Source organism: Streptomyces sp. NPDC002577 (assembly GCF_053594815.1).
Genome location: NZ_JBSFWK010000050.1, coordinates 36,172 through 56,389, shown reverse-complemented (window position 1 = coordinate 56,389; position 20,218 = coordinate 36,172). Strand labels below are relative to the sequence as shown.

The window sequence follows — 20,218 nt, the reverse complement described above, 5'->3', positions numbered from 1 at the left end:
GGGCGTGGTGGGCGAAGGGGAGGCCTTCGGTGGGCGCTGAGCGCGTCATGCGTGGCCGTCGGCGGCGTCCGCTGAGTGCCGGGCTGGTCCTGGCCTGCAGTGGTGTCCTGCTGGCGGGTTGCGCGTCCATGCCGGACAGCGGCGATGTGCGGGCGGTCCAGGCCACGCAGGGACCGGACTCGCAGGTCCGGGTGTTCCCCATGCCGCCGCGGGACAACGCCAACCCCGGGGAGATCGTTCAGGGCTTCCTTGAGGCGCTGACCAGCGACGACCCGCAGTTCGAGGTGGCCCGCAAGTATCTGACGGCGAAGGCGTCCAAGGAGTGGCGCCCGAACAGTTCGACCGTGGTGCTCGCCGACGGCCCGAACACGGACGCGGACCACGGCGGCAACGACGCCGCGGGCGGTCTCACGTACACGCTGACCGGCCAGAAGGTCGCGACAGTGGACTCCCAGCACGCTTACAAGCCCGATGACGGCTCGTACCGCCGGCCGCTGCACCTCACCCAGGTGGACGGTTCCGAGGGCCGGGAGTGGCGCATCGACATGCCGCCGGAGGGTGTCGTCCTCGGCGACTCCGACTTTCAGCGGATCTACCAGCCGGTCGACAAGTACTACTTCGCGTCGGACTCGTCGTCCGACAGCGACGCACAGCGGCAGCTCGTCGCGGATCCGGTCTACGTACGCGGGCAGATCGACCCGCTGACGCAGACCGTGAAGGCGCTCCTCGCAGGGCCCACGCGCTGGCTGGCACCGGTGGTTCGGTCGCGCTTCCCCAGCCATACGCAGCTGAGGAAGGGCACCAAATCGCTGTCGCCCGACGACCAGAACAGGCTGAAGGTCCCGTTGAACCACACGGCCGACCACGTCGGGCAGGTGCAGTGCACGGAGATGGCCGCGCAGCTTCTGTTCACCATCGACGATCTGACCGCGTCAGGCGTCGACGAGGTCGAGCTGCAGCGTTCGGACGGGTCACAGCTGTGCGTGCTGGACGAGGACCAGGCGGAGAGCATCGCGCCGCAGCCCACCGCCGGCCACCCCGACTACCACCAGTACTTCCTCGATGAGAAGCACCGACTGGTACGGATGCTCGGCAGTGGCAGCGGCAAGGGAGCGGGATCCAAGCCGGAGCCAGTGCCGGGCCCGCTGGGCAACGGCGATCAGACGCTGCGATCAGTGGCCGTGTCGCGGGACGAGGAGCGGGCGGCCGGTGTGTCACTGGACGGGCGTTCGCTGTTCGTCGGATCGCTTGCCTCGGGCGCCTCGCTCGGGGATCCGGTGGTGACGAGCAGGGCCAAGTCGGAGAACGACCGGCTGACGACGCCGAGCTGGGACGGCCGGGGCGACCTGTGGGTGGCCGACCGCAATCCGAAGGACCCGAGACTGCTTCTGCTGGAGAAGGGCGCAGGGGACCCGATCGAGGTGCGCACACGAGGGCTCGACGGCGGGCGGATCGAGGCGGTGCGGGTGGCAGCCGACGGCGTACGGGTCGCGCTGCTCGTGAAGGAGGACGGCAGGACGTCCCTGCGGATCGGGCGGGTCGAGCGCCGCGCCGGGTCCGGTGGGCGACCCGAGGTGTCGGTCGTGGGAATGCGCCCGGCAGCACCGCAGATGGAGGTCACGGCCATGTCGTGGGCGGGCGGCAGCCGCCTCGTCGTGGTCGGGCGTGAGTCCGGCGGCGTGCAGCAGATCCGGTACGTCAAGTGCGATGGTCTGACGCCTTCGGGTGGAGTGCTTCCCGGCCTGAACGGCGTGAAGGAGATCGCCGCCTCGGAGGACGACCGGCTGCCGCTGGTGGCGCACTCGGACGACGGGATCGTCCGGCTGCCGGCGGGGGCGGCCTGGCAGACCGTGGTCGAGGACGGGACGGCGCCGGTTTATCCGGGGTAGCCCGGAGCGTTGTCCGGTTCGGCCGGGCGCGGGCGACACGCCCGGCCGCGAAGAGCTGGTGCCAGGCGGAGAGGCCGATCGGGGCGTCCCTGGCGCTGGCGGCGCCCCGGTTGCCCACAGGGGTTACCCGGGGTTTTCCACAGGGGTGGCAGCCCCGTCTCCGCAGGGGCACAGTGGACTGCATGCGGGGGTGGTGGCAGGACCTCGGCGACCTGGTGCTGCCGGCCGAGTGCGGAGGCTGTGGGCGGCCGCGTACGGCGCTCTGCACGCAGTGCCATGGGGCGTTGTGCGGTCGTGCTCCGTGCCGGGTGCGGCCGGTGCCGGAGCCGGAGGGCCTGCCCATGGTGCACGCGGCGGCTCCGTACGGGGACGCGGTGCGGGCTGTGCTGCTCGCGCACAAGGAGCGGGGCGCGCTGGGCCTCGCACGGCCGCTGGGCGAGGCGCTGGCGGGCGCGGTGAACGCCGGAGTAAGGGAAGCGCAGAGGGCTGCGGGATGCGTGCACGGAGGGGGCGAAGAAAATGTGACGTGTGGGTGGGCCGGGCGTGAGCGGGCCGGTGCGGAGGTCGCCGGGTGGGCCGGTGGCAGGGAGTGCGGGCCGTTGCTACTGGTGCCCGTGCCGTCGGCGCGGCGGGCTGTGCGAGCGCGGGGGCACGATCCCGCGCGGCGGATCGCGCTCGCCGCGGCCGGCGAGCTGCGCCGCGCGGGGATTCCCGCCAGGGTGCTGGCCGTACTGCGCCAACGGCGCCCGGTGGCTGATCAGTCGGGGCTGAACTCCCGGCAGCGGCTCGCCAATCTCACGGGAGCCCTGGAAGTGGCTGCCGGGGGCGGACGGCTGCTGCGGGCAGGCGGCCGGATCGTCCTGGTGGACGACCTCATGACGACCGGCGCATCGCTGACGGAGGCTGCGCGGGCCGTCCGCGCCGCCTGGGTGGATGGCCTGGGCAGGGCAGGGGTGACGCGTGGACCGGACCGGGCGGCGAGAGACGGCGGTAGCGGAAGAAACGGAGGAGTATCGACGGGAGTGGCCGGGGTAATGCTCCGGAGGAGCGCACCGGTGAACGTGATCAGCGCCGCCGTTGTCGCTGCCACCCCCGATTCCTTCGAATAATCCGGAACCGACCGACAACATGCGTCGTTGCAGGAAGTAACCGGGTTAATTCACCTGAATGGAGGTACGTCGCGGTAGAGGGTGACGACATCCGTCCGGGCGAGATATGTTCGGGTGTGAGGAATGGCAGGCGCCGTCCCTCGCATATCCATATGCCGTGCCTTGGGGTTTTTCTGTAATCACCCGGCCGGCGGGGTGGAGATCTTGCCCATGGGGGAGGAGGAGGTGGAAGTCACCGAGTCCGAGGCTCCCGGGGCATCCCGGAGCCTGGTGCAAAAGGGAGATGCTCCGCGCCGACGCGGAGCGATCCGGGAACGGAGTTCTGCGTGGACATCGTCGTCAAGGGCCGCAAGACAGAGGTGCCCGAGCGGTTCCGGAAGCACGTGGCCGAAAAGCTGAAGCTGGAGAAGATCCAGAAGCTCGACGGCAAGGTGATCAGCCTCGACGTCGAGGTGTCCAAGGAGCCCAACCCCCGACAGGCCGACCGCAGCGACAGGGTGGAGATCACTCTCCGTACCCGCGGTCCGGTGATCCGAGCGGAGGCCGCGGCCAGTGACCCGTACGCAGCACTGGACATGGCGGCCGACAAGCTGGAGGCGCGGCTGCGCAAGCAGCACGACAAGCGGCACACGCGGCGCGGTACCGGCAGGCTCTCGGCAGCCGAGGTGGCGGACCGCGTCCCCGGTGCGGCGACGCTCAACGGGGACGGCACGCTCGTCAGGGAAGAAGAAGAGTCGGACGGCGTGCCGACGACGAAGATGGGCTCCCTTGAGGTCAAGGGTGAAGGCCCGCTCGTCGTCCGCGAGAAGACCCACGTTGCGGCCCCGATGACGCTCGACCAGGCTCTCTACGAGATGGAGCTGGTCGGGCACGACTTCTATCTGTTCGTCGACTCCGAGACGAAAGAACCGAGCGTCGTCTACCGCAGGCACGCCTACGACTACGGCGTCATCCACCTCTCGACGGATCCCATGGTGGCCCAGCCGCCGTCGGCCGAAGCGGGCGGTGCGCTCGGCGGCTGATGCTCCCCGGTGACCGCAGGACCGGTGCCCCTGGTGTGCGCGTGCGCCCCCAGGGGCATCCGTGTGCGCCCCCTCGGTACAGCGCTGTCGCCCCGTTGTCGTCCGGGCATGAAATCATGGCGGTCACGCCAACCGGTGGGCCATTGCCATGGGTTGGCAAAGGACCCACCTGGCAGCACAGACCGGGCACCTCAGGAACACAGGCCACGGCCTTCAGGGGGAGGAACGATGGCGGACAGCTTCGGACCGATGCATGACGAGGACGCCGACGACGGCGCTGTCGCCATGGGACCGGACGGGGGCTCCCCCCGCAAGGAGCCCATCAGGGTCCTTGTGGTGGACGATCACGCCCTCTTCCGCCGTGGCCTCGAGATCGTGCTCGCCGCCGAGGAGGACATCCAGGTCGTGGGAGAGGCCGGCGACGGTGCGGAGGCCGTCGACAAGGCCGCCGACCTGCTGCCCGACATCGTGCTCATGGACGTCCGGATGCCCAAGCGCGGCGGCATCGAGGCGTGCACCTCCATCAAGGAGGTGGCCCCCAGCGCCAAGATCATCATGTTGACGATCAGCGACGAGGAGGCCGACCTCTACGACGCGATCAAGGCGGGCGCCACGGGTTACCTCCTCAAGGAGATCTCCACCGACGAGGTCGCCACCGCGATCCGTGCCGTGGCCGACGGGCAGTCGCAGATCAGCCCGTCGATGGCCTCGAAGCTGCTCACCGAGTTCAAGTCGATGATCCAGCGCACCGACGAGCGGCGGCTCGTGCCCGCCCCGCGGCTCACCGACCGTGAGCTCGAGGTACTGAAGCTCGTGGCGACCGGGATGAACAACCGCGACATCGCCAAGGAGCTGTTCATCAGCGAGAACACCGTCAAGAACCATGTGCGCAACATCCTGGAGAAACTGCAGCTGCACTCCAGGATGGAAGCGGTGGTGTATGCGATGCGGGAGAAGATCCTCGAGATCCGCTGACCGAGGTCGGGTCAGGCGAGCCCGCGCGCGAGTTCGGCCGACAGCGGCTCACGGAGCTCCTCCGGATCCAGCCGCTCCACGCGCACATCCGTGCAGCCCACCCAGCTCGCGGCCTCGAGCAGTGCCTCCGCCACCGCACGGACGGCCTTGCGGCCCTCGAGCGACACCTGCCTGGCGATCAGCGTCCGGCCCTGGCGCGCCGGGTCCACCCGGCCGACCAGCCGCCCCCCGGCCAGGACCGGCATCGCGAAGTAGCCGTGGACCCGCTTCGGCTTCGGCACATACGCCTCCAGGCGGTGCGTGAAACCGAAAATCCGCTCGGTGCGCGCCCGCTCCCAGATCAGCGAGTCGAACGGGGACAGCAGCGTCGTACGATGCCGGCCGCGCGGCGCCGTCTCCAATGCCGCAGGGTCGGCCCAGGCGGGCTTGGACCAGCCCTCCACGGCCACCGGCACCAGGCCCGAGTCCGCGATCACCGCGTCGACCTGCTCGCCCTTGAGGCGGTGGTAGTCCGCGATGTCCGCGCGCGTGCCGACGCCGAGCGACTCGCCGGCCAGGCGCACCAGGCGGCGCAGGCACTCGGTGTCGTCCAGCTCGTCATGGAGCAGGTCGTCGGGGATCGCGCGCTCCGCGAGGTCGTACACCCGCTTCCAGCCGCGACGCTCCGTGCACACCACCTCGCCGTACATCAGCGCGCGCTCCACGGCGACCTTGGAACCGGACCAGTCCCACCACTCACCGCCGTTCTTCGCGCCGCCGAGCTCCGTGGCGGTCAACGGCCCCTCGGCGCGCAACTGCTTGACGACCTGGTCGTACGCACCGTCCGGCAGGTCGTGGTACCAGTGCGGGCGGGCGCGGTAGGCGCGGCGGCGGAACGCGAAGTGCGGCCACTCCTCGACGGGGAGGATGCACGCCGCGTGCGACCAGTACTCGAATGCGTGCGGGGCGCCGCCGGCGCCCGGTGTCCAGTAGGCGTCCTCCACCGTCTGACGGCCCACGGCGCCCAGGCGGGCGTACGGAATGAGCTCGTGCGAGCGGGCCAGGACCGAGATCGTGTCGAGCTGGACCGCGCCGAGGTGCCGCAGCACACCTCGCACACCCGCCCTGCGGTCGGGAGCGCCCAGGAACCCCTGTGCGCGCAGCGCTATACGGCGGGCCTCGTCGGCGGAGAGTTCGGCGATGGGACGCGGCGGAGTCGTCATGCCCGCACGATAGGGCGTGCCACTGACAACCGGCCCCGGACCGCCGGGTTCATGCTTCCCGGGCCGGTAGGTACGGCTCCCGGGCCGGTAGATACGGCGCCGTCGACGGCAGGCCCAGGTCCGAGGGCAGCAGCGAGCCCACCCAGCAGTCGCGGCGCACACCCTTGTTGTTGATCCCTGAGCGCAGCGTGCCCTCCATCGTGAAGCCGGCCCGCCGGGCCACCGCACGGGAGGGCTCGTTGCCGACCTCCGCCCGCCACTCCACGCGGTCCATCCCCATGCTCGTGAACGCCCACCGGGACACGGCGAGCACCGCCTCGGTCACATAGCCTCTGCCACGGTGCTCCTCGGCCGCCCAGAAGCCGATCTCACCGGTGCCCAGGGAGCGCATCGTGATGCCCACCATCGCGACCAGATCCCCGCCCTGCTGAGCGCCGTCCCGCGGAGTGTCGTCCCGCAGGAAGACGCCCAGCGTGAACATCGAGCCGTCCCGCCAGCCGTCGGGCACCAGCTGTCCCACGAAACCGTCCGCGTGCTCCCGCAGATACGGCGACGGGATGGTGGTCCACCGCTGGATGCCGGGGTCCTGGCAGGCCGCATACACGGCATCGGCGTCGCCGGGGCCGACGGTGCGCAGGAGGAGGCGGTCGGTGGTGAGCGTGACGGGTTCCATCGGCCGATTCTGCTCGGGCGTCCTTCAGGACGCCACCACATTCCCCAGGGCGGCCGTGTGCGGACAGTCGATATCCGGAAGCGCCGAGTGAGGCATACCGGAGGCCGGGTGATGCGGCCGTCACAATTCGCAGTGGGATCGCGGCACCTTCGACGAGCCCCGCCCGTTGTCCTAGTGGCTGTCGTCACGGCAGACCTCCCGGCGCGGCGGGGTCCTCGCATACGATGGCCGTTGCTCAAGCAGTCAAATGGAACCCGACCATGCCAGGCCCGACCGGCAAGGAGACCAACCCCCGTGTCCGTCCTCTCGAAGATCATGCGTGCAGGCGAAGGCAAGATCCTGCGCAAGCTGCACCGCATCGCGGACCAGGTCAACTCCATCGAAGAGGACTTCGTGAGCCTCTCCGACGCCGAGCTGCGCGCACTCACCGAGGAGTACAAGGAGCGCTACCAGGAGTGGGTGGACAGCGACGGCAAGAGCGGGGACAGCCTCGACGACCTGCTCCCCGAAGCCTTCGCCACGGTCCGTGAGGCCGCCAAGCGCGTCCTCGGCCAGCGCCACTACGACGTGCAGATGATGGGCGGCGCCGCGCTCCACCTCGGCTATGTCGCCGAGATGAAGACCGGTGAGGGCAAGACCCTGGTCGGCACGCTGCCCGCGTATCTCAACGCGCTGTCCGGCAAGGGCGTGCACCTGATCACGGTCAACGACTACCTGGCCGAGCGCGACTCCGAGATGATGGGCCGCGTCCACAAGTTCCTGGGCCTCACGGTCGGCTGCATCCTGGCGAACATGACTCCGGCGCAGCGCCGCGAGCAGTACGCGTGCGACATCACGTACGGCACGAACAACGAGTTCGGCTTCGACTACCTCCGCGACAACATGGCGTGGTCGAAGGACGAACTGGTCCAGCGCGGGCACAACTTCGCGATCGTCGACGAGGTCGACTCCATCCTCGTCGACGAGGCCCGTACGCCGCTGATCATCTCCGGCCCCGCCGACCAGGCCACCAAGTGGTACGGCGACTTCGCCAAGCTGGTCACCCGCCTGAAGAAGGGCGAGCCGGGCAACCAGCTCAAGGGCATCGAGGAGACCGGGGACTACGAGGTCGACGAGAAGAAGCGCACCGTCGCCATCCACGAGTCCGGCGTCACCAAGGTCGAGGACTGGCTGGGCATCGACAACCTCTACGAGTCGGTGAACACCCCGCTCGTGGGCTACCTGAACAACGCCATCAAGGCCAAGGAGCTCTTCAAGAAGGACAAGGACTACGTCGTCATCGACGGCGAAGTCATGATCGTCGACGAGCACACCGGCCGTATCCTCGCCGGCCGCCGCTACAACGAGGGCATGCACCAGGCGATCGAGGCGAAGGAAGGGGTGGACATCAAGGACGAGAACCAGACCCTCGCCACGATCACCCTGCAGAACTTCTTCCGCCTCTACGGCAAGCTCTCCGGCATGACCGGTACGGCGATGACCGAGGCCGCCGAGTTCCACCAGATCTACAAGCTGGGCGTCGTGCCGATCCCGACGAACAAGCCCATGGTCCGCATGGACCAGTCGGACCTGATCTACCGCACTGAGGTCGCCAAGTTCGAGGCGGTCGTCGACGACATCGTGGAGAAGCACGAGAAGGGCCAGCCGATCCTCGTCGGCACCACCTCGGTCGAGAAGTCCGAGTACCTCTCGCAGCAGCTGTCCAAGCGCGGTGTCCAGCACGAGGTGCTCAACGCCAAGCACCACGAGCGCGAAGCCGCGATCGTCGCGCAGGCCGGCCGCAAGGGCGCGGTCACGGTCGCCACGAACATGGCCGGCCGTGGTACGGACATCAAGCTCGGCGGCAACCCCGAGGACCTCGCCGAGGCGGAGCTGCGCCAGCGCGGCCTCGACCCCGACGAGCACATCGAGGAGTGGGCCGGGGCCCTCCCCGCCGCCCTGGAGAAGGCCGAGCAGGCCGTCAAGGCGGAGTTCGAGGAGGTCAAGGACCTTGGCGGGCTGTATGTGCTGGGCACCGAGCGCCACGAGTCGCGGCGCATCGACAACCAGCTGCGCGGCCGTTCCGGCCGTCAGGGCGACCCGGGCGAGTCCCGTTTCTACCTGTCGCTGGGCGACGACCTGATGCGTCTGTTCAAGGCCCAGATGGTCGAGCGCGTGATGGCCATGGCGAACGTTCCGGACGACGTGCCGATCGAGAACAAGATGGTCACGCGTGCGATCGCCTCCGCGCAGGGGCAGGTCGAGCAGCAGAACTTCGAGACCCGGAAGAACGTCCTCAAGTACGACGAGGTCCTCAACCGGCAGCGTGAGGTCATCTACGGCGAGCGGCGCCGCGTCCTGGAGGGCGAGGACCTGCAGGAGCAGATCCAGCACTTCATGGACGACACCATCGACGCGTACATCGAGGCGGAGACCGCCGAGGGGTTCGCGGAGGAGTGGGACCTCGACCGGCTGTGGGGTGCCTTCAAGCAGCTCTACCCGGCCCGGGTCACGATCGAGGAGCTGGAGGAGGCGGCGGGCGACCGCGCGGGCCTCACCGCGGAGTTCATCTCCGAGTCCGTCAAGGACGACATCCGCGAGCAGTACGAGGCGCGGGAGGAGCAGCTCGGCTCCGAGATCATGCGTGAGCTGGAGCGTCGCGTGGTGCTGTCGGTCCTGGACCGCAAGTGGCGCGAGCACCTCTACGAGATGGACTACCTCCAGGAGGGCATCGGCCTGCGCGCCATGGCGCAGAAGGACCCGCTGGTCGAGTACCAGCGCGAGGGCTTCGACATGTTCACCGCCATGATGGACGGCATCAAGGAGGAGTCCGTCGGCTACCTGTTCAACCTGGAGGTCCAGGTCGAGCAGCAGGTCGAGGAGGTCCCGGTGGAGGACGCGGCGACGTCTCCGTCCCTGGAGAAGAGCGGCGTGCAGGACGCCGTGCCTGCGGGCGCGGCCTCCTCGGGCGGCGGCGCCCGGCCCGAGATCCGGGCCAAGGGGCTCGACACGCCGCAGCGGCCGGACCGGCTGCACTTCTCCGCGCCCACGGTGGACGGGGAGGGCGGCATCGTCGAGGGCGACTTCACGAACGGGGATGCGCCGGCGCGGTCTGAGACGGATGGGCTTACGCGGGCGGAGCGGCGTAAGCAGCAGAAGGGTGGGCGGCGTCGCAAGAAGTGACGGTGTCTGCGACGCGTTAGCTGTTGAGGGGTCGGGCGCTTGGGCGCCCGGCCCCTCTTTGTTGTGCGGGCTGTTGCCCGCGCCCTGCGGCCCGCTCCTGGCGTCTGGGTGCGGGTGAGGCGTCATGGCACCCGCCGTCGTGGGGCTGCGCCCACCCGTTCCGCCCTGCGGAACGCCTGCCCACAGGGGGGAGAGTACGGCTGGGGTGCCCGCGCCCGTGCAGGGTGCCCCAGAGGGCCGTGGCGGGCTATCTGTGGTGCCCCAGAGGGCCGTGGCGGGCTATCTGTCGTCGGGGCGGGGCATGCCCGGGATGCCCAGGTCGATTGCTGTGCAGCGCCAGCGTTGGTCGGGGCCGCGTTCCAGGCGGAAGGCCATGGCGCGTAGCTGTTCGCCGGTGCCGATGCGGGCGAAGGCCTCGATGGCTCCCGGGCGCGGCTCCTCGTAGCCGATGTCGCGGACGACGGGCCGGTAACTGCCCGTGCGCAGCGGGGAGTGCTCGGCCAGCCAGACCAGTTCGTCGTAGGCCCTGCCTGCGGTGTGTCCAAGCATCGAGTGGACCGGGCGCTGCCCGCTGAGCACGGCCAGGAGGAGGTCGGCGAAGAGATCGTGGGGCCGGGGTGGCCGTCCCGGCGGGGTCACCCTCGGCGGGGCTCCGGCCGGACGCCGTGTATCGCGACGGCCGGGCGGGCGTGTGGCGGCGCCGGGCCTGTGGCGTGTCGACCTCGTCATCACCTTGTTCACGGTGGATCGCCCCCGTCCGTTCCGGCCCGGTGGATACCGGGCAGTAGCTTCCTGTGGGGATCTTGTACGAGGCGGTGGGAGCGGCCCGCAAGGAGCGGGAGGGGGCCGCGGAGGGGGCGCGGAAGTTCACCTATCTGGGTGACGGGTGAGGTGGTGCGGCCGGAAACCGCCTGGTCGGAGGCGGGTTTGCGGGGTGTGCCGGAACCTGTCGCGTCGGCCCACGGCCGGTTCTTCCCCTCACCACGAAGGGGGACTCCAGGCACGTATCCTGAAGGTCTTCCCGCGGCCCCGGCGGCATGAATTCCGACTACGAAAGCGGCTCGTATGCGCGTCTACGTCCCCCTGACCCTTCACGGTCTCGCCGAGGCGCACAAGACGGGCGAGCTGGGCCCGGGACCGCTGACGGCCTATGCCGTGACGCCCGCGCTGCGTGAGTGGTACCTCTCGGACGACATCGAGGAGCTCGAGTACGCGGCGCTGAACCGCGCGGCACTCGCCTCGCTGCGGCTGATCGCCACCGACCCGGGGGCCCCGCGGCGCCGGGTCGTCGTCGCGGCCGACGTACCGGACGGTGCCGCGGTCGCGGATCCCGACCGCGGGCTCGACCCCGCCGCACTCGGCGAGGTCCGGATCGCGGCCGCGGTGCCGCTGGCGAAGGCCGCGGCGGTGCACGTGGACGCGGACGACGCCGAGGCGGACGTGACCGCGGCGGCGGACGCCCTGGGCGCGGCGGACCAGGGGGACGACGACGCGCAGTTCGTCGTGGACGGCGCGGAGGACCACGAGCTGCTGTGGTACGCGACGCAGGAGATTCCGAACCTCATCGGCTGAACCGCCGCCGGCTGTCCCTGGACCGGGTGCGAAGGGTTGTCAGTGGGGGCGGGTACGTTCATGAGCATGGGGAAGCACGCAGCGCACATCGTGTGGGACTGGAACGGCACGCTGTTCCACGACAACGACGCGGTCATCGGCGCGACGAACGCCGCCTTCGCGGAGATCGGCCTGGAGCCGATCACGCTGGAGCGCTATCGCGAGCTGTACTGCGTGCCGATCCCCAGGTTCTACGAACGGCTGATGGGCCGGCTGCCGACGAACGCGGAGTGGGAGGCCATGGACGAGGTCTTCCACCGGCACTACACCGAGTGCCGCCCGGCGTGCAGGCTCGCCGACGGTGCGGAGGTGCTGCTCGCCGACTGGCGGTCGGCCGGCCACAGCCAGTCGATCCTCAGCATGTACGGGCATGACGACCTGGTGCCGCTGGTCAGGGGGTTCGGCATCGAGCCGCACTTCATACGGGTCGACGGGCGGACCGGGCCCTCCGGGGGCAGCAAGGCGGAACACATGGTGCGGCATGTGGCCGCGCTCGCCGGAGTGGAGCCGGGGCGCACGGTGGTCATCGGGGACGCGGCCGACGATGCGACAGCCGCCCTGCGGGTGGGGGCGCGGGCCGTTCTGTACACCGGCGGTTCCCACAGCCGGGCCAGCCTGGAGGCGGTGGGGGTGCCCGTGGTGGACAGTCTCGCGGAGGCGGTGGCGGAGGCCGAGCGGCTGGCCGCCGGTGGGTCCCCGGCGGCCTGAGGCCTCATGCCACCGGCGCCTTCGCCCTCAGTACCGTCAGGAACTCCCGCATCCAGCCCGAGTGGTCCGGCCAGGCGCGTGAGGAGACCAGGGTGCCGTCGACGACGGCCTCGGCGTCCTTGAAGGTGGCGCCTGCCGCCTGCATGTCGGGTTCCAGGGCCGGGTACGCCGTGACGCGGCGGCCGCGCAGGCCGTCCACGGCCGCCGTGAGCAGCGGGCCGTGGCAGATCTGGGCCACCGGCTTGTCGGAGTCGAAGAACGACTTCAGGATCTTGCGGAGTTCGGGGTCGTTGCGGAGGTACTCCGGGGCCCGGCCGCCCGGGATGACCACGGCCACGTACTGACCGGGGTCGACCTCCGAGAAGGCCAGGTCGGCGGGCCATGTGTAGCCCGGCTTCTCCGTGTACGTGTCGAAGCCCGGCTCGAAGTCATGGACCACGAACTGCAGCTTCTTGCGGGTCGGGGCCGCGATGTGGACCTCGTACCCCTCCTCGCGCAGGCGCTGGTAGGGGTAGAGGACCTCCAGTGACTCCGCTGCGTCGCCGGTCACGATAAGGATCTTGGCTGCCATTGCGCTGCGCTCCCCTCGCTCGACCTTCTCTGCTGAGCTGGACCTACCGCTCGGGCGTTCCGCTCACGCGTATCGCTCTCGTCGACAGCACATGTCGCTCACGCCTATCGCCCGCATGTATCGCTCGGGCGTTTCGCTCAAAATGCCTGCGGTGCCAGTCTTTGCCAAGAGGCCGTGCGTCGTTTCGGGTACCTCCATCGTGCGCTGTGCGCACCCCGTCCGCACGACCGGTACCCATATCCCGTACGGCTCTGTCCCTGTGCAGAACGTCAAACTTCCCCCGCTGGTTTTGTACACATACGGCTCATGACGGGGCACCCGTACAGAGCGATAGCCTTGGTGCCGTGATCAGCGCGATATCCCGCGGGGGCGTCGTCGCCCCTGCCCTGCGCCCGGAACACACGGAGGACATCCGTGCCCGGGCGGTCGCTGGTCCGCACGGAGGGGGTGGGCCGGCGAGGCCGGCGAAACCATCGGGCCCCCTGGCACACCCGGGGTCGCCGAGGTCGCCGGGATGCTCAAGATTGGCTCATAACGCCCCTCTCATCTCTCATCGCGGCATAACGTCGACATCGACCGGAGACCCCGCGTCGTGGCGTTGCGTCGCATCACTTCCTTCTACGTCACGCAACGGCGCGCGACAGGAGCCAGAGGACAATGCAGACCAAGCTGGACGAAGCCAAGGCCGAGCTGCTCGCACGGGCCGCCCGGGTAGCTGAGAACAGTCCGGTCGGGGGGTACCTACCGACTGGGGAAACGGACAACGGCACACCTGACCAGGAGACAGTGCTCGCGTTCCTCCAGCGCTACTACCTGCACACCGCACCGGAGGACCTTGCCGGCCGGGACCCGGTCGATGTCTTCGGAGCCGCTTTCTCCCACTACCGACTGGCCGAGAACCGCCCGCAGGGCACGGCGAACGTACGGGTCCACACGCCGACCGTCGAGGAGAACGGCTGGACCTGCAGCCACTCCGTCGTCGAGGTCGTCACGGACGACATGCCGTTCCTCGTCGACTCGGTCACCAACGAGCTGTCGCGCCAGGGCCGCGGCATCCACGTCGTCATCCATCCCCAGGTGGTCGTCCGCCGCGACATCACCGGCAAGCTCCTCGAGCTCCTGCCCGCGGGAACCCCCGGGCACCCCGGCCTCGCCGTACTCGCAGCGGCGTCCGAAGCCGCCCGCGAGGCCGACCTCGACGTCCCGTCGAAGGCCCCCGCGGGCGCGGGTCCGCTGCCGCACGACGCCGTCACCGAGTCCTGGATCCACGTCGAGTTCGACCGCGAGACCGACCGTGCCGATCTGAAGCAGATCACCTCCGACCTGCTGCGCGTCCTCTCCGACGCCCGGGAGGCCGTCGAGGACTGGGAGAAGATGCGCGACGCCGCGCTGCGCATCGCCGACGAGCTGCCCGCCGAACCCACCGCAGGCGACCTGCGCGACCAGGAGGTCGAGGAGGCCCGGGAGCTGCTGCGCTGGCTCTCGGACGACCACTTCACCTTCCTCGGCTTCCGCGAGTACGAGCTCCGCGGCGACGACTCGCTCACGGCCGTCCCCGGCACCGGTCTCGGCATACTGCGATCGGACCCGCACCACGCGGTCGAGGACCACCACCCGGTGAGTCCGTCCTTCAGCCGTCTGCCTGCCGACGTCCGGGCCAAGGCGCGCGAACACAGGCTGCTGGTGCTGACCAAGGCGAACAGCCGGGCCACCGTGCACCGGCCGTCGTACCTCGACTACGTCGGCGTGAAGAAGTTCGACGAGCACGGCAATGTCGTCGGCGAGCGCCGCTTCCTCGGGCTGTTCTCCTCGGCCGCGTACACCGAGTCCGTACGGCGCGTGCCGGTCGTCCGGCGCAAGGTCGAGGAGGTGCTGCGCGGCGCGGGCTTCTCGCCCAACAGCCACGACGGCCGCGACCTGCTCCAGATCATGGAGACCTACCCGCGCGACGAGCTCTTCCAGACCCCGGTCGACGAGCTGCGCTCGATCGTGACGAGCGTCCTCTACCTTCAGGAACGCCGCCGGCTGCGGCTGTACCTGCGCAAGGACGAGTACGGGCGCTACTACTCCGCCCTCGTCTACCTGCCCCGTGACCGCTACACCACGGGCGTCCGGCTGCGGATCATCGACATCCTCAAGGAGGAGCTCAACGGCACCAGCGTCGACTTCACGGCCTGGAACACCGAGTCGATCCTCTCGCGCCTCCACTTCGTCGTCCGTGTGGCGCCCGGCACCGAGCTGCCGAAGCTGAGCGACGCCGACAGGGAGCGCATCGAGGCCCGGCTCGTCGAGGCCGCCCGGTCCTGGGCCGACGGTTTCGCGGAGGCGCTGAACGCCGAGGTCGGCGAGGAGCGCGCCGCCGCGCTGCTGCGCCGGTACGGCAGCGCCTTCGCCGAGGGCTACAAGGCCGACCACTCCCCGCGCGCCGCCGTCGCGGACATCCTCCACCTCGAGGGACTCGCCCAGGAGGACAAGGACTTCGGGCTCTCCCTGTACGAGCCGGTGGGCGCCGCCCCCGGCGAGCGGCGCTTCAAGATCTACCGCCTGGGCGGCCAGATCTCCCTGTCCGCCGTGCTCCCCGTACTGAACCGCCTCGGCGTCGAGGTCACCGACGAGCGCCCGTACGAACTGCGCTGCTCGGACCGTACGACCGCGTGGATCTACGACTTCGGGCTCCGCATGCCCAAGGCGGCGGGCGCCACCAACGGCGACTACCTCGGCGAGGACGGCCGCGAGCAGTTCCAGCAGGCCTTCGCCGCCGTCTGGACCGGGCAGGCCGAGAACGACGGCTTCAACTCGCTCGTGCTGCGCGCCGGAATCACCTGGCGGCAGGCGATGGTGCTGCGCGCCTACGCCAAGTACCTGCGCCAGGCCGGGTCGAAGTTCAGCCAGGACTACATGGAGGACACCCTCTGCACCAACGTCCACACCACCCGGCTGCTGGTCTCCCTGTTCGAGGCCCGGATGTCGCCGGACCGCCAGCGCATGGGCACCGAGCTGACGGACGCCCTCCTCGAGGAGCTGGACGGCGCACTCGACCAGGTCGCCTCGCTGGACGAGGACCGGATCCTGCGCTCCTTCCTCACCGTCATCAAGGCGACGCTGCGCACGAACTTCTTCCAGGAGGCCGGGGCGGGCAAGCCGCACGGGTACGTCTCCATGAAGTTCGACCCGCAGGCCATCCCGGATCTTCCGGCGCCGCGTCCGGCGTACGAGATCTGGGTGTACTCGCCGCGCGTCGAAGGCGTGCACCTGCGGTTCGGCAAGGTCGCGCGAGGCGGCCTGCGCTGGTCCGACCGGCGTGAGGACTTCCGTACGGAGATCCTCGGCCTGGTGAAGGCGCAGATGGTGAAGAACACCGTCATCGTGCCGGTCGGCGCCAAGGGCGGATTCGTCGCCAAGCAGCTGCCGGACCCGTCCGTGGACCGCGACGCGTGGCTGGCCGAGGGCATCGCCAGCTACAAGACGTTCATCTCGGCGCTGCTCGACATCACCGACAACCTGGTGGCGGGCGAGGTCGTGCCGCCGCACGACGTGGTGCGTCACGACGGGGACGACACCTACCTGGTCGTCGCCGCCGACAAGGGCACCGCGACCTTCTCCGACATTGCCAACGGGGTCGCCGAGAACTACAACTTCTGGCTCGGCGACGCCTTCGCCTCCGGCGGCTCGGCGGGCTACGACCACAAGGCCATGGGCATCACGGCCCGCGGCGCCTGGGAATCCGTCAAGCGGCACTTCCGGGAGCTGGGCGTGGACACCCAGGCCGAGGACTTCACCGTCGTCGGCATCGGCGACATGTCCGGTGACGTGTTCGGCAACGGAATGCTGCTCAGCGAGCACATCCGCCTGGTCGCCGCCTTCGACCATCGGCACATCTTCATCGACCCGACCCCGGACGCGGCCGTCTCGTACGCAGAGCGGCGCCGCCTGTTCGACCTGCCGCGCAGCTCCTGGGCCGACTACAACACGGAGCTGCTGTCGGCGGGCGGCGGGGTCTTCCCCCGCTCGGCGAAGTCCGTGCAGCTCAACTCGCACATCCGCCAGGCGCTGGGCATCGAGGGCCGGGTCGCCCGGATGACGCCGGCAGAGCTGATGCAGCGGATCCTCAAGGCGCCGGTCGACCTGCTGTGGAACGGCGGCATCGGCACGTACGTCAAGTCGTCCGCCGAGTCGCACGCCGACGTCGGCGACAAGGGGAACGACGCGATCCGTGTCGACGGCGCCGACCTGCGGGTGAAGGTCGTCGGCGAGGGCGGCAACCTGGGCCTGACCCAGCTCGGCCGTATCGAGTTCGCCCGCCAGGGCGGCAGGATCAACACCGACGCGATCGACAACAGCGCGGGCGTGGACACCTCCGACCACGAGGTGAACATCAAGATCCTGCTGAACGCGGTCGTCGCCGACGGCGACATGACCGTCAAGCAGCGCAACGCGCTGCTTGCCGAGATGACCGACGAGGTCGGCAGCCTCGTGCTGCGCAACAACTACGCGCAGAACGTGGCCCTGGCGAACGCCGTCGCCCAGGCGCCGGACCTGCTCCACGTCCACCAGCGGTTCATGCGCCGGCTGAGCCGGGAGGGCCGCCTGGACCGGGCCATCGAGTTCCTGCCGACCGACCGGCAGATCCGTGAGCTGCTCAACACCGGGCGCGGACTGACCCAGCCGGAGCTGGCCGTCCTCCTCGCCTACAACAAGATCACCGCGGCCGATGAGCTCATCGGTACGCCGCTGCCGGACGACGCCTATCTGCGGCGGCTGCTGTTCGCGTACTTCCCGCAGGCGCTGCGCGACAAGTTCCCCGGTCAGATCGAGGCGCACGCCCTGCACCGGGAGATCGTCACGACCCTGCTGGTCAACGACACGGTCAACACGGGCGGTACGACCTTCCTGCACCGGCTGCGGGAGGAGACGGGCGCGTCCACGGAGGAGATCGTGCGGGCACACATGTCCGCGCGTGAGATCTTCGGCCTGGCCGAGGTGTGGGACGGGGTCGAGGGCCTCGACAACATCGTCGCCGCGGACGTGCAGACCCGTATCCGGCTGCACTCGCGCCGCCTGGTCGAGCGGGGCACGCGCTGGCTGCTCAACAACCGGCCGCAGCCGCTGCAGCTCGCCGAGACCGTCGGCTTCTTCAGCGAGGGCGTGGCCCAGGTCTGGTCCGAGCTGCCGAAGCTGCTGCGCGGTGCGGACGCCGAGTGGTACCAGCGCATCTTCGACGAGCTGACCGGCGCGGACGTCCCGGAGGAGCTCGCCCAGCGGGTCGCCGGATTCTCTTCCGTCTTCCCGGCGCTCGACATCGTCGCGGTGGCCGACCGCACGGGCAAGGACCCGATGTCCGTCGCCGAGGTCTACTACGACCTCGCCGACCGGCTCGGCATCACCGAGCTCATGGACCGCATCATCGAGCTGCCGCGGGCCGACCGGTGGCAGTCCATGGCGCGCGTGTCGATCCGCGAGGACCTGTACGCGGCGCATGCGTCGCTCACCGCGGACGTCCTCGCCGTGGGCAACGGGTCCTCCACGCCGGAGCAGCGGTTCAAGGCGTGGGAGGAGAGGAACGCGGCGCTGCTGGGGCGGGCGCGGGCGACGCTGGAGGAGATCCGGAGCTCGGAGAGCTTCGATCTGGCGGTGTTGTCGGTGGCTATGCGGACTATGCGGACGATGTTGCGTACGCATAACTGAGTTCTGACGGGGGGTGCCCTGGGCCTGGCGGCCCGGGCACCCGCCCGCAACCACGCGACCACGCGGCGATGACGCCTGCGCACAACCACGCGGCGCTATCGTCTGGTTCGTGGTGATCCGTAGAGGCGTGCAGGGTGTCGTCCTGCTCGTGATCGTGCTCATGCTTGCCGTGGTCGTCCGGCTTCCCTGGGTCGGGGACCTCGGGATTCATGCGGCCACCATGGAGCGGCTGCGGCACAGTCTGCTCGATCCGGGCAATCCCCTCGTCGCCGCGGACACCCCGAGCCCGTACTACTCGCCGTGGACCCTGCTGCTCGGCTGTCTCGCCAAGGTCACCGGGCTCTCGACCTTCGTCGTCCTGCGGATCGGCGCGCTGATCAGTCTGGTGCTGCTGGTGACGGGAGTGCGGCACTTCGTCCGGACGTTCAGCAGGCGCCGGGCCGCCGTGCCGCTCGCCATCCTCTGCCTGCTGTTCCTGTGGGGCACGCAGCTGTTCGAGTGGAGCGGCTTCCTCGGGCTCAACTCACTCGCCCTGACGGTCTCCTATCCCAGTACGTTCGCGCTGGCCCTGGCCTTCCACTTCTGGGCACTGCTGCGGAAGGCACTGCCGGGACCGGCGACCTGGTGGACCTTCGCCGGGCTGGGGCTGATGTGGGCGGTCATTCTGCTCAGCCACCAGTTCTCGGGCGTGGTGGCTTCGTTCGGGGCGCTCGCCATGGTGCTGGGAGCGCGGCCCTGGCCCGGCCGGGGCGCCTGGGTGCGGCTCGGTGCGGGGCTCGCGCTGGGGGTCGTGGTCCTCGCGCTCTGGCCGTACTACGACTTCTTCGCGCTCTTCGGCACCCAGAACCTCGACGCCATCCACAGGTCCCTCTACCGCGACGTACTGCCCCGCTTCTGGCTCGTACTGGTCGGCGTCGCCGCCCTGGCACTGCGGTGGCGCCGTGATCGCCGCGATCCGCTGGTGATCTTCTTTCTGCTGGGTGCGCTGGTGTTCGCCGCGGGCTGGCTGACCGGCCACTACTCGTGGGGGCGCGTCCTGCCTGCCGCGCTGATCCCGGCGCAGCTGGCCGCCGCGCTGGAGGTCGCGGAGTGGGGCGGCCGACGTGCGGGGGCTCCTGCCACGCGGCCGGCGACGCTCCTTGCGGCCGTCCTTGCCGCCGCACTCCTCGCCGGCGCCTGGACCCAGGCCGGGACGCTCGGCTACGCGATCCGCCCCGGCCTGCTGCCCACGCCCGTGGCGGAGAAGTACCGCAAGCCCTGGAACGGCTACCACTGGATCACCCCGTGGGTGTCGTACGGGGACGTGGTCATGGCCAAGACCTTCCCGGCCCGGCAGATCCCCGCGTACGGCCCCTACACCGTGGCGCCGGGCTACCCGGACTTCTTCCTCCCGGACCAGCAGCAGCGCCTGACCGCGGTCGAGCGCTACTTCGCCGCGGGCACGCCGCGCGCCGAGCGCCTCGGCATACTGCACCGCTACGCCGTCCGCTGGGTCGTGCAGCGCCCGCACGACGGCGGCCTGCCCGCCGGCGACCCGGACCTGCGGCGGGTGGCGTCGGGGCCGGGCGGACAGATCCTTTACCAAGTCGTCGGCTGAGCCGGTTCAGCTGA

Annotated in this window: 13 protein-coding genes; 9 read left to right on the top strand and 4 right to left on the bottom strand. The window is 70.0% G+C overall.

All coding sequences use genetic code 11. From position 1 onward, the window contains the following. Positions 1 to 29 precede the first annotated feature (29 nt). The 4 genes from ACWD4J_RS37370 (at position 30) to ACWD4J_RS37355 (ending at position 4,995) form a co-directional block, all read left to right on the top strand. Entirely contained in the window at positions 30 to 1,889 is a 1,860-nt protein-coding gene (locus tag ACWD4J_RS37370; RefSeq protein ID WP_451399980.1) for an LpqB family beta-propeller domain-containing protein, read from the top strand. 182 nt (positions 1,890 to 2,071) lie between these two features. Then, positions 2,072 to 2,998 carry a ComF family protein gene (locus ACWD4J_RS37365; protein ID WP_451399979.1) on the top strand — a complete coding sequence of 309 codons (927 nt, stop codon included), beginning with the start codon at positions 2,072 to 2,074 and terminating at the stop codon, positions 2,996 to 2,998. A 326-nt stretch (positions 2,999 to 3,324) separates the two neighbouring features. Continuing rightward, entirely contained in the window at positions 3,325 to 4,020 is a 696-nt protein-coding gene (gene hpf, locus ACWD4J_RS37360) for a ribosome hibernation-promoting factor, HPF/YfiA family (protein ID WP_451399978.1), read from the top strand. Between the two features lie 228 nt (positions 4,021 to 4,248). Then, on the top strand, positions 4,249 to 4,995 hold the full coding sequence (locus ACWD4J_RS37355) for a response regulator (protein WP_181660482.1): 747 nt from the start codon (positions 4,249 to 4,251) through the stop codon (positions 4,993 to 4,995). 11 nt (positions 4,996 to 5,006) lie between these two features. Here ACWD4J_RS37355 and ACWD4J_RS37350 read toward each other — a convergent pair whose 3' ends face one another. Continuing rightward, positions 5,007 to 6,197 (bottom strand): winged helix-turn-helix domain-containing protein, encoded by a 1,191-nt coding sequence (locus ACWD4J_RS37350; RefSeq protein WP_451399977.1) that lies wholly within the window; start codon positions 6,195 to 6,197, stop codon positions 5,007 to 5,009. A gap of 49 nt (positions 6,198 to 6,246) precedes the next feature. Beyond that, positions 6,247 to 6,870 (bottom strand): GNAT family N-acetyltransferase, encoded by a 624-nt coding sequence (locus tag ACWD4J_RS37345; protein ID WP_451399976.1) that lies wholly within the window; start codon positions 6,868 to 6,870, stop codon positions 6,247 to 6,249. A gap of 294 nt (positions 6,871 to 7,164) precedes the next feature. Between ACWD4J_RS37345 and secA the strand changes: the two genes are divergently transcribed. Further along, positions 7,165 to 10,032 (top strand): preprotein translocase subunit SecA, encoded by a 2,868-nt coding sequence (gene secA / locus ACWD4J_RS37340; protein ID WP_451399975.1) that lies wholly within the window; start codon positions 7,165 to 7,167, stop codon positions 10,030 to 10,032. A 279-nt stretch (positions 10,033 to 10,311) separates the two neighbouring features. Here secA and ACWD4J_RS37335 read toward each other — a convergent pair whose 3' ends face one another. After that, positions 10,312 to 10,773 (bottom strand): Rv3235 family protein, encoded by a 462-nt coding sequence (locus tag ACWD4J_RS37335; protein WP_451399974.1) that lies wholly within the window; start codon positions 10,771 to 10,773, stop codon positions 10,312 to 10,314. 324 nt (positions 10,774 to 11,097) lie between these two features. Here ACWD4J_RS37335 and ACWD4J_RS37330 point away from each other — a divergent pair, with 324 nt between their 5' ends. Both ACWD4J_RS37330 and ACWD4J_RS37325 read left to right on the top strand, forming a co-directional pair. Further along, positions 11,098 to 11,604 (top strand): DUF6912 family protein, encoded by a 507-nt coding sequence (locus ACWD4J_RS37330; protein WP_451399973.1) that lies wholly within the window; start codon positions 11,098 to 11,100, stop codon positions 11,602 to 11,604. 66 nt (positions 11,605 to 11,670) lie between these two features. Beyond that, the gene (locus ACWD4J_RS37325) at positions 11,671 to 12,351 is read left to right on the top strand and encodes an HAD family hydrolase (RefSeq protein ID WP_451399972.1); all 681 of its coding nucleotides are present in this window, start codon (positions 11,671 to 11,673) and stop codon (positions 12,349 to 12,351) included. A gap of 4 nt (positions 12,352 to 12,355) precedes the next feature. On the opposite strand, the gene ACWD4J_RS37320 is transcribed toward ACWD4J_RS37325, so the two are convergent. Further along, entirely contained in the window at positions 12,356 to 12,922 is a 567-nt protein-coding gene (locus tag ACWD4J_RS37320) for a DJ-1/PfpI family protein (protein ID WP_451399971.1), read from the bottom strand. Between the two features lie 657 nt (positions 12,923 to 13,579). Here ACWD4J_RS37320 and ACWD4J_RS37315 point away from each other — a divergent pair. Both ACWD4J_RS37315 and ACWD4J_RS37310 read left to right on the top strand, forming a co-directional pair. Then, entirely contained in the window at positions 13,580 to 18,607 is a 5,028-nt protein-coding gene (locus ACWD4J_RS37315) for an NAD-glutamate dehydrogenase (protein ID WP_451399970.1), read from the top strand. Between the two features lie 160 nt (positions 18,608 to 18,767). Then, the gene (locus ACWD4J_RS37310) at positions 18,768 to 20,204 is read left to right on the top strand and encodes a hypothetical protein (protein ID WP_451399990.1); all 1,437 of its coding nucleotides are present in this window, start codon (positions 18,768 to 18,770) and stop codon (positions 20,202 to 20,204) included. The last annotated feature ends 14 nt before the right edge of the window (positions 20,205 to 20,218 follow it).

Bases quoted from the DNA above. Each gene is read 5' to 3' on its own strand.
- ACWD4J_RS37350 (WP_451399977.1), bottom strand. From the start codon at position 6,197: ATGACGACTCCGCCGCGTCCCATCGCCGAACTCTCCGCCGACGAGGCC.
- ACWD4J_RS37325 (WP_451399972.1), top strand. From the start codon at position 11,671: ATGGGGAAGCACGCAGCGCACATCGTGTGGGACTGGAACGGCACGCTG.
- ACWD4J_RS37330 (WP_451399973.1), top strand. From the start codon at position 11,098: ATGCGCGTCTACGTCCCCCTGACCCTTCACGGTCTCGCCGAGGCGCAC.
- ACWD4J_RS37310 (WP_451399990.1), top strand. From the start codon at position 18,768: ATGCTTGCCGTGGTCGTCCGGCTTCCCTGGGTCGGGGACCTCGGGATT.
- ACWD4J_RS37355 (WP_181660482.1), top strand. From the start codon at position 4,249: ATGGCGGACAGCTTCGGACCGATGCATGACGAGGACGCCGACGACGGC.
- ACWD4J_RS37320 (WP_451399971.1), bottom strand. From the start codon at position 12,922: ATGGCAGCCAAGATCCTTATCGTGACCGGCGACGCAGCGGAGTCACTG.
- ACWD4J_RS37345 (WP_451399976.1), bottom strand. From the start codon at position 6,870: ATGGAACCCGTCACGCTCACCACCGACCGCCTCCTCCTGCGCACCGTC.
- ACWD4J_RS37365 (WP_451399979.1), top strand. From the start codon at position 2,072: ATGCGGGGGTGGTGGCAGGACCTCGGCGACCTGGTGCTGCCGGCCGAG.
- ACWD4J_RS37315 (WP_451399970.1), top strand. From the start codon at position 13,580: ATGCAGACCAAGCTGGACGAAGCCAAGGCCGAGCTGCTCGCACGGGCC.